Here is a 15,519-nt window from a genome sequence, read left to right on the forward strand (position 1 = left end):
ATTATCTATTGAATCAGTTCTTATTCTTTCCCTTCAGCATCAAAAGCGGCTTTTGCTTCTTGCGCTGCTTTTTCACGTGCTTTTTCAAGATCGTCTACATGAATCACATCATCATCCATACCTTCATCCAAGTCACGAAGTTCGACTTCATTGTCGTCTTCATCAAGGACACGCATGTCAAGACCAAGTGATTGCAATTCTTTCACAAGGACACGGAAGGATTCTGGAACACCTGGTTTTGGAATCGGCTTACCTTTGGTAATGGCTTCATAAGCTCTCAAACGACCATTGATATCATCTGACTTGTAAGTCAAGATTTCTTGAAGGACGTTAGAAGCACCGTAGGCTTCAAGAGCCCAAACTTCCATTTCTCCAAAACGTTGCCCACCGAACTGCGCTTTACCACCAAGAGGTTGTTGCGTAACGGTTGAATAAGGACCAACTGAACGAGCATGGAGCTTGTCATCAACCATGTGGTGAAGTTTGATCATGTACATGACACCAACGGACACACGATTATCAAATGGCTCACCAGTGCGTCCATCATAAAGAATTGTCTTGGCATCACTATCCATGCCAGCTTCACGAACGGTTTCCCAAAGATCATCTGAGCTAGCACCATCAAATACTGGTGTTGCAATGTGAATGCCAAGGTTGCGAGCAGCCATACCGAGGTGAAGCTCCATAACTTGACCAATATTCATACGAGATGGCACCCCAAGTGGGTTCAACATGATATCAACTGGTGTTCCGTCTGGAAGATACGGCATATCCTCAACTGGAACAATGCGGGAAACAACCCCTTTGTTTCCGTGGCGTCCGGCCATTTTATCCCCAACACGGATTTTCCGTTTTTGAGCGATGTAAACACGTACCAACATGTTGACACCGGATTGCAATTCATCACCGTTCGCACGAGTAAAGATCTTCACATCACGGACAACACCTGCACCACCGTGTGGTACCCGAAGGGAGGTATCACGCACTTCACGAGACTTATCACCGAAGATTGCATGAAGCAGGCGTTCTTCAGCAGATAAGTCTTTTTCACCTTTCGGTGTTACTTTACCGACAAGAATGTCGCCTTCTTTTACCTCAGCACCAATGCGGATAATTCCCATTTCGTCAAGGTCTCTCAAAGCATCTTCACCGACGTTTGGAATTTCGCGCGTAATTTCTTCAGGTCCAAGCTTTGTATCACGTGTTTCTGATTCAAATTCCTCCAAGTGAACAGATGTGTAAACATCGTCTTTCACTAAACGCTCACTCATGATAACGGCATCTTCAAAGTTGTAACCTTCCCATGTCATATAAGCAACGATTGGATTTTGTCCAAGTGCCATTTCACCTTTTTCCATAGAAGGTCCGTCTGCGATAAAGTCACCTTTTTCAACTGTATCGCCAACTTTTACCAGCGTACGTTGGTTGTAAGAAGTACCAGAGTTTGAACGGCGGAATTTCGTAATATGATAGACATCAAGTGAGCCATCTTCACGACGAACTTCAACTTTGGCTGCATCAGAATATACAACTTTACCGTCGTGTTGGGCAATAATCGCAGCACCGGAGTCATGAGCTGCTTGGTATTCCATTCCCGTACCAACGTATGGTGCATGCGGATCAATCAACGGTACCGCCTGACGTTGCATGTTGGCACCCATGAGAGCACGGTTTGAGTCGTCGTTTTCAAGGAAAGGAATACAAGCTGTCGCAACCGCAACTACCTGCTTAGGCGATACATCCATGAAGTCTACTTGATCTGAAGGAAATTCTTGGTTGTTCCCTTGGTGACGTCCCATGACAATCGCTTCTGCAAAACGACCATCTTCTGTTAATTTAGAATTTGCTTGCGCTACGATAAATTCATCTTCTTCATCCGCTGTCAACCAAACGATTTCATTAGTGACCAGACCTGTTTCACGATTCACTTTACGGTAAGGCGTTTGGATAAAACCATATTTATTCAAATGACCATAAGAAGACAAGTTATTGATCAAACCAATGTTTGGTCCTTCAGGTGTTTCAATCGGACACATACGTCCATAGTGGGTGTAGTGCACGTCACGCACTTCATATCCAGCACGGTCACGAGTCAAACCACCAGGTCCCAAGGCTGACAAACGACGTTTGTGAGACAATTCAGACAGTGGGTTATGTTGATCCATAAATTGAGACAATTGAGAGGAACCAAAGAATTCTTTAATCGCTGCTGTGACTGGGCGGATGTTAATGATTTGTTGCGGTGTCAACACTTCATTATCTTGCACACTCATGCGCTCGCGAACATTACGCTCCATACGAGACAATCCAAGACGTACTTGGTTAGCAAGCAATTCACCAACGGCACGAATCCGACGATTTCCCAAGTGGTCAATATCATCCACACGACCCAGCCCTTCAGCGAGGTTCAAAAAGTAATTCATCTCAGCCAAAATATCTGCTGGCGTAATCGTATGAACTCGATCACCTGGGTTAGCATTACCAATAATAGTTACCACACGATCTGGATCAGTTGGCGCCACCACTTTGAATTTTTGAAGAACAACTGGATCTGTCAACACAGCTGCATCATTTGGAATATAAGTAATTTTATTCAAATCACCGTCCAAGTATTCTGCAATGCTATCAATGACACTACGTGTCATAACAGTTCCAGCTTCAACCAAGATTTCACCTGTTTCTGGATCTACCAAAGGCTCTGCAATCGTTTGATTTAACAAACGTGTTTTAATGTTTAATTTTTTATTGATTTTATAACGACCAACTGCCGCCAAGTCGTAACGATGTGGATCAAAGAAACGAGCGACCAATAGACTACGTGAGCTATCAGCTGTTTTAGGCTCACCTGGACGAAGACGTTCATAGATTTCTTTAAGCGCTTCATCCGTACGTGAATCCATTGGATTTTTATGAATATCCTTTTCAATCGTGTTGCGAACGAGATCGCTGTCGCCGAAAATGTCAAAGATTTCATCATCACCAGAAAAACCAAGCGCACGAACAAGTGTCGTAAACGGAATCTTACGAGTACGGTCAATCCGAGTATAAGCAATATCTTTTGAGTCTGTTTCCAGCTCTAACCAAGCTCCACGGTTAGGAATGACAGTTGAACCATAACCAACTTTACCATTTTTGTCTACTTTATCGTTGAAGTAAACACCCGGAGAACGAACGAGCTGTGATACGATAATCCGCTCACCACCATTGATAATGAAGGTCCCCATTTCGGTCATGATTGGGAAATCACCAAAGAACACTTCTTGGGTCTTGATTTCACCAGTTTCTTTATTAATCAAACGGAACGTCACAAAAATAGGTGCTGAATAGCTGGCATCATGGATACGTGCTTCCTCTAAGGTATATTTGGATTCTTTGATTTCATAACCAACAAACTCTAGCTCCATTGTATCTGTAAAGTTTGAGATAGGAAGTACATCTTCAAATACTTCTTTCAAACCATGGTCAAGAAAATCTTTGAACGAATCCGTTTGGATTTCAATCAAATTTGGTAAATCAAGAACTTCCTTGATTCTTGAAAAACTACGACGAGTACGGTGTTTCCCGTATTGAACTTCATGTCCTGCCAAGTTTTTTACTCCTTCTTCTTTCTACATTCTCTATTACATGATAGAGTAGCAATTTTCATTTGTCCTTTTTGAGTAATTTTCAGAATCTTTAAGTTTTAATGACAAACAATAAAAATCCCAAAAATAGGCACAAAAAGAGCAGCTAAATCTGACTCTGAAAGTATGATTTAACTGCTGTAAGCTTTATATGGACAATATTTCAAATAAAGCAGACGACAAATTATTAGCAATATTATACCTTATTTAACTCTGCTTTTCAAGTTTTTTACTTATGAAAATGTTTTTATTTACCTTTATTTAGCGTCCGCCTAAAAGTGCTGCCCAAGCTTTTTGATAATCACTGTCTGTTCCGCCGATTCCAAATTTATAGGTGGTCATCGGAGCACCGTTTTTCGCCCAATAGCTAGTAACTGTCTGTCCGGTCAGGTTCATACTGCGACCATTGACTGTTACTGTGCCAGCTCGTTCACCCGTTGCTTTAAGAACATTGGACTTAATGACACTAGAATCTAGATTGAACTTGTCACCAACTCCCCAGAGACTTGGGTCGGCTTGATAAATTGCATTTACTAGTTGAGCCATATACTGCGCATTGTTGTTGTAACCAGTCAAAGCTGCCATTGAAGCATTATTGTCATGACCAATCCAACCACCTAACGTTAATTTAGGAGTGGATACCATGAGCCACATGTCACCATTACTGTTAGTCGTACCCGTTTTACCAATCCAATCAGCATTAGCTAAACCGCTATTAATCTGCGTTAAACGAGATTTGAAGGTCGTCGTAGCACCCGAACTCAATACCCCACGCATAAGACTTTGCATAATCGTCGCCGTTGCCTTAGAGTAAACCTGAACAGGTTTTGCTTTGTGTTCATAGACAACTTTCCCGTTTTTTGTCGTAATCTTTTCAATCATATAGCGCTCTTGGTATGCCCCATTATTGGCTAAAGTTTGGAAACCATTGGTGTGTTGGGCGACAGATACTTCAATACCTCCTCCCATTGGCAGACTTTCAATATCATAATTTTCAATTTGATAGCCCATTTTCTCCATGTACCCTTGGACATTAACTCCTTTGTCACGAAGCAATTTATAGGTCCAATAAGCTGGAATGTTCCAAGAAGTATTCAAAGCTTCCTGCAAGTCCATCATGGCTGTACCACGGCTATCTACGTGCATAATCGGCTCACCGCTAGAGAAATTTGCAGGGTAGTTAGACAGCATGCTGGCACTTCCCATAAGCCCTTGGTCTATGGCAATACCATAGGCTAAAATCGGCTTAATGGTTGAGCCTGGTGAGCGCTCTGTATCAAATGCATGGTTGTTCTGGTTAGAAGCATAATCACGTCCTCCCACAAACCCCAAAATAGCTCCTGTACGATTATCCATGAGAACATTTCCAGCTTCGACTGCACCCGTTCCATCATCTAAGACACTACCAAAATTAGCTACTGCATTTTGCATTGCATTATGCACATTCTTATTAATAGTTGTGGTGACAGTGTAGCCGCCTTCACTCAACTCTTTCGCAGCTAGTTCTCTGTAAGCTTTCACTGTTGCATCATTTTTCAACTCTTGCTGTGAAACATTGTCACGTTTGATTAAGTAATCATACATTGCTTTTTGAGCTTCTTTCATAGCAACGTAATATAGATAGTCATGTGTTCTTGCCGAAGTCGTATCACTTGGTAAAAAGTCTCGTTTTAAATCATAATCTTTATACAATTGGTACTCGTTTTTACTAATCGCACCTGTTCGGTACATATTGTAAATAACATTTTTCGCACGATTGAGACCAAAAGTCATATCTTTAGCACTTTTCAGGCTACCGTCAGCTGCATAAGGAGAGTAAACAATCGGACTTTGTGGTAAACCGGCAATAAAAGCTGCTTGAGGAATTGTCAATTTGCTGGCAGGAACTCCAAAAATTCCTTGTGCAGCTTCTTCCACACCAGCAATATTTTGCCCTTTGTTATTTCTCCCAAACGGTGCCACATTCAAATAAGTCGTTAAAATATCGTCTTTGCTCATGTAGCGTTCTAAAGCCAGCGCATCAATGATTTCTGATGCTTTACGACTAAAGGTTGGAGCATCGCCAACAACTTGTTGCTTGATTAACTGTTGAGTTAAGGTAGAACCTCCACTTGAGGAACCAATCCCTGCAACAGAGCCTAGCGTCGCCCGCAAAACAGCTTTTGTGACAACCCCATTGTGCTTCCGAAAATTCTCATCTTCTGTCGCAATGACTGCTTTTTTCACATTGTCAGAAATATCTTTACTCTTAATTGGCACTCGCAACAAATCACTATCAATGGCTGAAATGGAGCTGCCATCAGCATATTTTAATTCAGAAATGGTTGAAATATCTTGAATTTTTTTGATGAGCTCTTCTTTTTTAGGAGTTTCAACCTTGTCAAAGATTCGTGCACCATATCCTAATGCAATGCCTCCACCAAACAAGCAACCTAAAAAAACAAATACAAAAAAGACATTTGATAATAATTTCAGAGTACGAAGGACAGTCTCGCCAACACTCCAAAGTGTCCAGCTTTCTTTTTCATTTTTGCTAGGACGATTCGTTTGAAAAAGTTTTTCAAACAATCGTTTCATCTTTTCAAAAACTTGTTGAATCATTCTTTCTCCTTGAACTTTCTCTGCCTATTATAGCAAATTTATGAAACTTCTGACAACAGGAAAGGCAATCCTTGGCTGGAATCATTGTTTTTTTAAATTATTTTTGCAATTTCACTACATTCTAATGGCTGTTTGTGATACAATGTTACAATAACTAGAAATTTTATAAAGGAGAGACAGATATGCACATTTTTGATGAGCTAAAAGAACGTGGTTTGGTTTTTCAAACAACTGACGAAGAAGCGTTGCGCAAGGCCCTAGCGGAAGGAAATGTTAGTTTTTATTCTGGCTACGATCCAACAGCTGACAGCCTGCACCTCGGTCATCTTGTACCAATCCTTGTCATGAAACATTTACAGTTGGCAGGTCACAAACCCTACGCTCTCGTCGGCGGTGCAACTGGCTTAATTGGCGACCCATCATTTAAAGATACAGAGCGGAGTTTACAAACAAAAGACACCGTTGAGGGCTGGGTACGAAGCATTCAAGCGCAAGTATCTCGTTTTCTTGATTTTGAAAATGGCGACAACAAGGCTGAAATGGTCAACAACTACGACTGGTTCTCCGATATTAGTTTTATTGATTTTCTACGCGATGTTGGAAAATATTTCACCGTCAACTACATGATGAGTAAAGAGTCCGTAAAAAAACGAATTGAAACAGGGATTTCTTATACTGAGTTCGCTTACCAGATTATGCAAGGCTATGACTTTTTTGAGCTAAATCGGCAATACGGTGTCACTTTGCAAATCGGCGGTTCTGACCAATGGGGCAATATGACTGCTGGTACTGAATTGCTTCGTCGGAAGGCAGACAAAACAGCTCACGTTATTACAGTGCCCCTTATCACAGACGCAACCGGTAAGAAATTTGGTAAGTCAGAAGGCAACGCTGTATGGCTCAATGCTGATAAGACCAGTCCTTACGAAATGTACCAATTCTGGATGAATGTCATGGACGCTGATGCCGTTCGTTTCCTTAAAATTTTCACCCTTCTTCCGCTTGATGAAATCGAAGAAATAGGGAAGCAATTTGAAGCAGCTCCACATGAACGTTTGGCGCAAAAAATCTTAGCGCGAGAAGTCGTTACATTTGTGCATGGCGAAAAAGCCTACAAAGAAGCACTCAATATTACCGAGCAGCTTTTTGCTGGAAACATTAAAAATCTTTCTGTCAAAGAATTGAAACAAGGACTTCGCGGCGTGCCAAATTATCAAGTGAAAACAGATGACAATCTCAACATCGTAGAACTTTTGGTAACGGCTGGCGTTGTTAATTCTAAACGCCAAGCGCGTGAAGATGTCCAAAACGGTGCTATTTATGTCAATGGCGAGCGTATTCAAGACCTTGACTACAGATTAACGGACGCTGACAAATTGGAAAACGAACTCACCGTTATCCGTCGTGGTAAGAAAAAATATTTTGTTTTGACTTACTAAATAGGAAAGAGAGCAATCAACTACTACATCGTTGGTTTATTACGCTATATACTTTGAAGTTGGAGACTTTTCGCTCCAGCTTCTTTTCATTCTCACTTAGCAAAAAGCATATTGCCATGGTGCTTGCTTTAGCTCCAACCGCTTTAAAAGTGTGGTTCATTTTAAATGTCCCTTTCTTTATCTGCTTGCCAAAGCATTTCTCACATGTTACACTAGACACAGAAATTGATGAAAGAGAAAACGCATGAAACCCAAATTTAAACGCTTTGAAACTGCTACTTTCTTTGCTTGCCCTTTTTGCCAACAAGCCTTGTTTTTAGCAGAAAATAGTCTCAAATGCAAAAATAAGCATTCCTTTGATCTGGCAAAACTCGGCTATGTCAACTTGGCTCCACAGGTAAAGCAATCAAAAGCCTACGATAAATCCAACTTTCAAAATCGACAATTGATTCTCGAAGCAGGATTTTACCAGCCAATTTTGAAGAAATTACTAGAAATTTTATCATCTTTACCACAACACGACAATCTGCTGGACATTGGCTGCGGAGAAGGCTATTATGCTCGAAATTTGCAAGCACAATTGCCAGCTAAACGTATCTATGCATTCGATTTATCAAAAGAGTCTATTCAACTAGCAGCCAAAAGTGACCACAGTCTGGCGGTAAATTGGTTTGTTGGAGATTTGGCGCACATCCCTATTCAAGATGCTAGCATGGATGTGATTTTAGACATCTTCTCTCCCGCCAATTACCAAGAATTTCAGCGCGTCTTGCGGAAAAACGGCCTGCTCATTAAGGTTATTCCTAGCAGCCAACACTTGCAAGAAATTCGTAGTATCGTTGCCGAGCAATTAACAAACACAAATTATTCCAATCACAAAATCATTGAGCATTTTGAAGAAGCCTTTACCATTACGAATTCTTATGACGTTGCAGCCACTTTCAGCTTGAGAGAAAATGAGAAAGCGGCACTTCTTCACATGACACCGCTTCTTTTTAATATTGACATTGATAAAATAGATTGGTCACCATTAACTGACATCACGATTGCTGCAAAGATTTTAGTTGGTCAACAGAAATAAAGCAAAAAGAGGTAGAAACAGATTGCTGCGAGATACAGCAGTCTATCTAACCTCTTTTTATATGCTTCGATTAAAAGCTAACCAAATCATTCCCAAAGCTAAAACAACATAAGCAATCAACGCCAATAACCGTTGCCCCACTTGATAAGCTCTTCTTTCCCCTCGAACTGGAAAAATAACCGCACACAAAGCGCCCCCGACTGCACCACCTAAGTGACCTGCCAAACTAATTCCCGGTGTCAAGCTCAACACCAAGTTCATAACTAGAAGAACTAGGTATAACTGACCGAGTTGCTGAATATAGGGATTGCGAACTGCATAGCGCAAAGCAATAATAGCGCCAAAAATCCCAAACAAAGATGTAGAGGCACCTGCCGCCACAACATTTGGAGTGAAAAAGAAGACAAATACATTTCCTAAAATGCCAGACATCAAGTAAAGAAACAGAAAATTCCACGAGCCAAAAATGTCCTCGGCTTGCCGCCCGATAAAATACAGCGTAATCATATTCATCACAAAATGCTCCAAGCCGATATGAACAAAAATCGCCGATACTAAGCGCCAGATCTGGCTTGGGAAATATTGAATCGTTCGACCATTCATCGCTCCAAATTCGTAAATCGTTTGGGTACTAGCATAATTAAAGCCACGCAACAGAAACATTGCTAAGAAAACTCCTGTCGTGATAAGCAATAATAAGCTCGTCACTGGATAACGTTTATCATAAATTTTATTCACAAATCAATACCTCCTGAACGGGAATATCACAATCATCTGGTTGAAAATCAACTAACTGGTAAGGATAAATTGTACTGACTGTCATCCCTTTAAAATCAGCCAAATAGCGGTCATAATAGCCGCCTCCATAGCCAATACGATAGCCTTTTTTGTTAAAAGCAATGCCCGGAACATGAATCAAATCAATATGAGATTTTTCCACCACTCGTTCACTTCTTGGTTCCCAGATACCAAAAGCAGTCAATTCCAAGTCATTTGGATTATAATCCACAAAAATCATGCGCCCTTGGGGATAAGTCTTAGGGACCAAAACCCGCTTGCCATCTGCTTGAGCCTGCCTGATGAAAAGCCTTGTGTCAAACTCGTGTGGCAAAGATAAATAAGTCGCAACTGTTCTAGCTTGTTGATAAGCAGAAGATTCCAGCAAGTACTGAGTGAGCAAAGCATCTCTCTGCTGTTTTACTATCAATTCCTGCTCTTTCATTTTCCTGACTATAGTTTTGCGCAAATCTGCCTTCATTTATCTTCTCCTCGATCAGAAATATTATCAACATTCCCAGCCCGTTATTCATTAACTTTTGCACTTAAAAACTTCCCAAATTTTTCAATGGCAAAAGGCAAGGCTGCTTCATCTGGCGCCATTTTAGGATGATGAAGCGCGTAAGGACTATCAATTCCCAACCAGAACATCACACCCTTGACTTTACTGAGCAGATAACCAAAGTCCTCACCGGTCATTGCGGGTGAAATATCAATCATGTGCACGTCACTTTCTTTTTGGAAAAAGTTCATACATTGAGCAGCTAATTCAGGATGATTTTCCACAGGAAGATAACCACCTTGTTTCAGCTCCAAATCAAGCTCTACACCAAAAGACCGGGCTACTCCTTCAGCGATTTCCCGCAGGCGTTTTTGAGTGAGCAAATTCATCTCCTGCGTCATTGTTCGAATGGTTCCGTGCAGAAAGGCAGTTTCAGCAATCACATTATTCGTTGTTCCAGCATGGAATTCACCAAAGGTGACGACAGCTCCTTCAATCGGATCTACATTGCGACTCACAATGGTCTGAACCTGAGTGATAAAATAGCTAGCTGCTACCAAAGCGTCATTAGCATTATGTGGAAATGCAGCATGACCACCCTTGCCCTTAAAAGTTAATTTAACTTCACAAGTCCCTGCAAAAAGTGTACTAGTATTCGTAGCAATATCTCCTACCTTGAGGTCAGGTCGCACATGAAGCCCATAAAATTCATCTGGCAACCAATCGCCAAAGGCTCCATCTTCATACATCAGCATACCCCCAGCTTCATTTTCCTCAGCTGGCTGGAAAAGAAAAAGTAGATTATTCTTAGGCTGCTCAGTAGTTAATTTCTCCAACAAACCCAGAGCGATTGTCATGTGCATATCATGCCCACAGGCATGCATCCGTCCCTCATGTTGACTAGCAAAGGCAAACCCTGTCTCCTCAACAATCGGCAAACCGTCAATATCTGTCCGCCAGCCAATCGTCTTAGCAGGTGTACTGCCTTTGACAAAGACCAAAATTCCCGTACGCCAGGTCCGAATCTCGACAAAATCCAAGCCAGCAGTCAACTCATCAATTATTCTCATCAGATAGGCATGAGTCTTATACTCTTCCAGCCCAATTTCCGGAATTTGATGCAAGTCTCGGCGAATTTTTTGATAATCAATCATACATTTCCCTCTTTAAAGTGTCCGAAGAGCGTCTTCCAATGCTGTTTTCTGCTGGGTTTGTTCATCAATTTTCTTAATCACACGCGCTGGCACACCAGCTACAACAACATTTTCTGGCACATCTGTCGTCACAATAGCCCCTGCAGCGACGACAGAACCATTGCCAATCTGCACTCCTTCAATAACGACAGCATTGGCTCCAATCAAAACATTATCTCCCACGCGAACTGGCTCAGCACTGGCTGGCTCAATAACACCGGCAAGAACAGCCCCAGCACCCACATGACTGTTTTTTCCAACAATAGCTCGACCACCTAAAACGGCTCCCATATCAATCATCGTTCCAGCACCAATTTCAGCTCCGATATTGATAACGGCTCCCATCATAATCACAGCATTATCACCGATTTCCACCTGGTCACGGATAATAGCTCCTGGCTCAATCCGAGCATTGACCTCGCGCTTGTCTAACAGCGGCACGGCAGAATTCCGAGCATCCTGCTCCACCACATAGGTTTTATTCTCTTCTAGGTTAACCAAAAGAGGTTTAATTTCTTCCCAGTCACCAAATAGAACATTGCCCAATTTGACAACAGAATCCGGCACTTCGCCCGCTAATTTTCCTTCAAAAGTCACTTTTACATTTGTCTTTTTCTTAGCATCCGCTATAAACTGAATAATTTCCTGTGCGGTCATTTTAGTAGCTGGCATAAGCATTCCTCACTTCGATTTAGTATTAAGAGTTATTATAACATAAAATCAAGCATTTCATCATATAAAGCAAAAACACCACAAGTTTAACACATGTGATGTTTTCGTTAAATTTATTGGATGTTTTTCAACATATTTTCGATGTGCTCAATAGATTTTTCACGTCCAAGCAGGTAAATGGTGTCTGGTAATTCTGGACCGTGCATTTCGCCTGAAACAGCGATACGAATTGGCATAAAGAGGTTTTTGCCTTTGATACCCGTTTCTTTTTGCACTGCCTTGATTTGTGGGAAGATATTTTCTGACTTGAAGTCTTCATCACTCATAGCTTCCAATTTTTCTTTGAATGCTTTCAAAACAGTTGGTACTGTTTCGCCTGCCATAAACTCTTTTTCTTCTGCCGTTAGCTCTGGAAAATCTTCAAAGAAAAGGTCTGTGAGCGGTACGATTTCATCTACAGACTTCATTTGTGGCTTGTAAAGTTCAACCAATTTTTCAGCTTTGTTAGTCAAACGACCAGCCGCTTCCAAGTAAGGTTTCGCCATATCAAAAATAGTTTCAAAATCCGCATTTTTAATGTATTCATTGCTCATCCAGTCTAATTTCTTTTGGTCAAAAGCTGCTGGTGACTTGCTGAGACGATGTTCATCAAAGAGTTGGATCAATTCTTCGCGAGAGAAGATTTCATTTTCACCGCCAGGATTCCAGCCAAGCAGAGCGATAAAGTTAAAAACAGCTTCAGGCAAGTAGCCTTTCTTACGGTAATCCTCGATAAATTGAAGGGTATTTGTATCACGTTTGGACAATTTCTTACCCGTTTCAGAGTTGATAATCAAGGTCATATGACCAAATTGTGGCGCTTTCCAACCAAGTGCTTCATATACCATGAGCTGCTTCGGTGTGTTAGCAATATGGTCATCTCCACGGATAACATGTGAAATTTCCATTAAGTGATCATCAATAACAACGGCAAAGTTGTATGTTGGATAACCATCTTTTTTCTGGATAACCCAATCACCACCGATGTTGCCACCTTCAAATTCAATCTCACCTTTAACAAGATCATTCCACTTGTAAATACCAGATTCATTGACTGCAAGACGGACTGTTGGAACGATTCCTTTAGCTTCACGTTCTGCGATATAAGCTGCTTTTTCATCTTCAGACATTCCCAGATATTCATTGATGTAACGAGGTGTTTCTCCAGCAGCTTCCTGACGTTCACGCTCTGTTGCCAACTCTTCCTCCGTCACGTATGACTTGTAAGCCAAGCCTTTTTCAAGTAACTCATTGATATAACCTTGGTAAATGTCCAAGCGTTCAGACTGGCGATATTTTTCATGCGTTTCTGGGCTCTCATCCCAATCAATTCCTAACCAACGCAGATTTTCCAACTGCGAACGCTCCCCGTCTTCCACATGACGTTTACGGTCAGTATCTTCAATCCGAATGATAAAAGTTCCGCCGTAGTGACGAGCGTAAAGATAATTAAAGAGCGCAGTCCGCGCATTCCCGATGTGTAACAGTCCCGTTGGACTTGGTGCATAACGCACACGAATTTGATTCGCCAATTTTATGTCTCCTAATTTTTATCTTATATTTTCAACAGGAAAAACCTGTTTTTATTTCAAACGTTACTATTATACCACATAGTTGTCGAAAAGAAATAACAGAAACGATGAAACTTTATTATTCTTCCAATCATTTACAGAATTTTCTTAGCAATGTAGAGTCCGTTGTCTGGCTCACCTATCAATTCAATGCTCAGTTACACTAACTTACCCAAACACCTTCTCCAATACTTCTCCAATCGTTGTTACACCAATAACTTCAATAGTTTCGGGAATGTTCAATCCGTTCAGAGAGTTTTTAGGAGCGTAAACTTTGGTGAAGCCCAGCTTAGCAGCTTCATTGATACGCTGCTCAATGCGATTGACACGGCGGATTTCGCCCGTCAGACCGATTTCACCAATAAAACATTCTTGTGGATTCGTTGGCAAATCTTTATAACTCGAAGCAATTGCAACGGCAACAGCTAAGTCAATAGCTGGCTCATCTAATTTGACACCGCCTGCTGACTTGAGGTAGGCATCTTGATTTTGCAATAATAACCCTGCTCGCTTTTCCAAAACAGCCATAATCAGACTAGCACGATTGAAATCCAATCCTGTCGTTGTCCGCTTGGCATTGCCAAACATGGTCGGTGTCACCAAAGCCTGTACTTCCGCAAGGATTGGACGCGTCCCCTCCATAGTCACCACGATAGAAGAGCCTGTTGCCCCATCTAAACGCTCCTCTAAGAAAACCTGACTAGGATTGAGCACTTCAACCAGCCCACCTGACTGCATCTCAAAAATGCCGATTTCATTCGTAGAGCCGAAGCGATTTTTGACCGCCCGCAAAATACGAAAAGTATGTTGACGCTCACCCTCAAAATAAAGTACCGTATCCACCATATGTTCTAAAGTTCTAGGTCCAGCCAGAGTGCCCTCTTTCGTCATATGACCGACGATAAAGGTGGCAATATTGTTGGTTTTTGCCAGCTGCATCAGCTCCGCTGTCACTTCTCGCACTTGCGAAACCGACCCCTGCACGCTAGAAATTTCTGGCGATAGAATCGTCTGAATGGAATCTATAATCAAAAAATCTGGTTTAATTTTTTCAATCTCAGCACGAATACTCTGCATATTGGTCTCCGCATAGAGATAAAATTCACTGTCAATATCGCCTAAACGTTCTGCGCGCAGCTTAATCTGCTCGGCAGACTCTTCCCCACTGACATACAAGACCGTTCCTTTGTGAGAGAGTTGGGTCGAAACCTGCAATAAAAGGGTAGATTTCCCAATACCTGGGTCTCCTCCGATTAGAACTAAACTTCCTGGCACCACGCCACCGCCCAAGACGCGGTTAAACTCTTCCATATCTGTCTTGGTACGGTTGACATTGATAGAAGTCACCTCTGCTAACTTCATCGGTCGACTTTTTTCCCCTGTCAGAGAAACACGCGCATTCTTAACCTCCGTAACTTCGACCTCTTCGACAAAGGACGACCAAGCCCCACAGTTAGGACAGCGCCCTAAATACTTGGGGGAATGATATTCACAATTTTGACAAACAAATGTTGCTTTTTTCTTGGCTATGATAGATTCCTCTTTCTTAATGCCCCGTGCTTCCAAAACCACCTGTCCGCACACCATCTGCTTCATCATTATCAGCAAGCAAGAACGGCGCAAAAACAGCTTGAACGATACGATCTTCTTCTTCTAAAACCACCTCTTGATCTGTAATGTTCTGCATTTGCGCAAAAATGTGCCCTTCATTTCCCGGATTACCGTAGTAATCCCCGTCGATAACACCCACAGAGTTAATCAAAACTAATCCTTTTTTACGCGGATTAGATGAACGATCATAAAGATAAAGCACCTCACCAGCCTGCATATAGGCCTTGACACCTGTAGGCACCAATTTAATCTCTTTGGGCGCAATCACTGTACGCTCTGCTACCTTTAAGTCATAACCTGCTGCATGAGCCGTCTCACGCTTTGGCAGTAAATTTTCATTTGTAAAACTTGAAACAAGCTCAAAACCACGAATTCCCATATTTTTCTCTTTTCTACTTTTGCTTTCCCTA

11 protein-coding genes are annotated in these 15,519 nt (G+C 41.7%); 2 read left to right on the forward strand and 9 right to left on the reverse strand.

What is annotated here, in order from left to right:
• Nucleotides 1-20 precede the first annotated feature (20 nt).
• Nucleotides 21-3,587 carry a DNA-directed RNA polymerase subunit beta gene (rpoB, locus tag RG565_RS06375; protein ID WP_049533566.1) on the reverse strand — a complete coding sequence of 1,189 codons (3,567 nt, stop codon included), beginning with the start codon at nt 3,585-3,587 and terminating at the stop codon, nt 21-23.
• A 297-nt stretch (nt 3,588-3,884) separates the two neighbouring features.
• Complete coding sequence (gene pbp1b, locus RG565_RS06380) at nt 3,885-6,224, reverse strand: penicillin-binding protein PBP1B (RefSeq protein WP_247937376.1); 2,340 nt, start codon at nt 6,222-6,224, stop codon at nt 3,885-3,887.
• A 182-nt stretch (nt 6,225-6,406) separates the two neighbouring features.
• Here pbp1b and tyrS point away from each other — a divergent pair, with 182 nt between their 5' ends.
• Nucleotides 6,407-7,663: a tyrosine--tRNA ligase gene (gene tyrS / locus RG565_RS06385; protein ID WP_247937377.1), complete on the forward strand. Its 1,257-nt coding sequence runs from the start codon at nt 6,407-6,409 to the stop codon at nt 7,661-7,663.
• Between the two features lie 244 nt (nt 7,664-7,907).
• Nucleotides 7,908-8,744 carry a putative RNA methyltransferase gene (locus tag RG565_RS06390; RefSeq protein ID WP_247937378.1) on the forward strand — a complete coding sequence of 279 codons (837 nt, stop codon included), beginning with the start codon at nt 7,908-7,910 and terminating at the stop codon, nt 8,742-8,744.
• Between the two features lie 57 nt (nt 8,745-8,801).
• Here the strand turns inward: RG565_RS06390 and RG565_RS06395 are convergent, their stop codons facing one another.
• The 7 genes from RG565_RS06395 to RG565_RS06425 form a co-directional block, all read right to left on the reverse strand.
• Complete coding sequence (locus RG565_RS06395; protein ID WP_247937379.1) at nt 8,802-9,482, reverse strand: rhomboid family intramembrane serine protease; 681 nt, start codon at nt 9,480-9,482, stop codon at nt 8,802-8,804.
• Nucleotides 9,475-10,002: a 5-formyltetrahydrofolate cyclo-ligase gene (locus RG565_RS06400; protein WP_195323521.1), complete on the reverse strand. Its 528-nt coding sequence runs from the start codon at nt 10,000-10,002 to the stop codon at nt 9,475-9,477. The genes RG565_RS06395 and RG565_RS06400 overlap by 8 nt, the downstream gene beginning before the upstream one ends.
• 44 nt (nt 10,003-10,046) lie before the next feature.
• The gene (locus RG565_RS06405) at nt 10,047-11,177 is read right to left on the reverse strand and encodes an N-acetyldiaminopimelate deacetylase (RefSeq protein WP_247937380.1); all 1,131 of its coding nucleotides are present in this window, start codon (nt 11,175-11,177) and stop codon (nt 10,047-10,049) included.
• 12 nt (nt 11,178-11,189) lie between these two features.
• Nucleotides 11,190-11,888, reverse strand: a complete 699-nt coding sequence (dapD, locus tag RG565_RS06410; protein ID WP_003039207.1) for a 2,3,4,5-tetrahydropyridine-2,6-dicarboxylate N-acetyltransferase — start codon at nt 11,886-11,888, stop codon at nt 11,190-11,192.
• A 113-nt stretch (nt 11,889-12,001) separates the two neighbouring features.
• Nucleotides 12,002-13,459 (reverse strand): glutamate--tRNA ligase, encoded by a 1,458-nt coding sequence (gene gltX / locus RG565_RS06415; RefSeq protein ID WP_247937381.1) that lies wholly within the window; start codon nt 13,457-13,459, stop codon nt 12,002-12,004.
• 207 nt (nt 13,460-13,666) lie between these two features.
• On the reverse strand, nt 13,667-15,085 hold the full coding sequence (gene radA, locus RG565_RS06420) for a DNA repair protein RadA (RefSeq protein WP_247937382.1): 1,419 nt from the start codon (nt 15,083-15,085) through the stop codon (nt 13,667-13,669).
• A complete protein-coding gene (locus tag RG565_RS06425) occupies nt 15,045-15,488 on the reverse strand; it encodes a dUTP diphosphatase (protein WP_003029453.1) in 444 nt (147 codons plus the stop codon). Before RG565_RS06425 ends, radA begins: the two co-directional genes overlap by 41 nt.
• Between the last annotated feature and the right edge of the window lie 31 nt (nt 15,489-15,519).

This window comes from Streptococcus sp. IsoGale021, assembly GCF_031142795.1.
Taxonomy (GTDB): Bacteria; Bacillota; Bacilli; order Lactobacillales; family Streptococcaceae; genus Streptococcus; species Streptococcus hominis.

Excerpts from the sequence above, each read along its gene's own strand:
- pbp1b (WP_247937376.1), bottom strand. The coding sequence starts at position 6,224 with ATGATTCAACAAGTTTTTGAAAAGATGAAACGATTGTTTGAAAAACTT.
- tyrS (WP_247937377.1), top strand. The coding sequence starts at position 6,407 with ATGCACATTTTTGATGAGCTAAAAGAACGTGGTTTGGTTTTTCAAACA.
- RG565_RS06390 (WP_247937378.1), top strand. The coding sequence starts at position 7,908 with ATGAAACCCAAATTTAAACGCTTTGAAACTGCTACTTTCTTTGCTTGC.
- RG565_RS06400 (WP_195323521.1), bottom strand. The coding sequence starts at position 10,002 with ATGAAGGCAGATTTGCGCAAAACTATAGTCAGGAAAATGAAAGAGCAG.
- RG565_RS06405 (WP_247937380.1), bottom strand. The coding sequence starts at position 11,177 with ATGATTGATTATCAAAAAATTCGCCGAGACTTGCATCAAATTCCGGAA.
- dapD (WP_003039207.1), bottom strand. The coding sequence starts at position 11,888 with ATGCCAGCTACTAAAATGACCGCACAGGAAATTATTCAGTTTATAGCG.
- radA (WP_247937382.1), bottom strand. The coding sequence starts at position 15,085 with ATGGTGTGCGGACAGGTGGTTTTGGAAGCACGGGGCATTAAGAAAGAG.
- RG565_RS06425 (WP_003029453.1), bottom strand. The coding sequence starts at position 15,488 with ATGGGAATTCGTGGTTTTGAGCTTGTTTCAAGTTTTACAAATGAAAAT.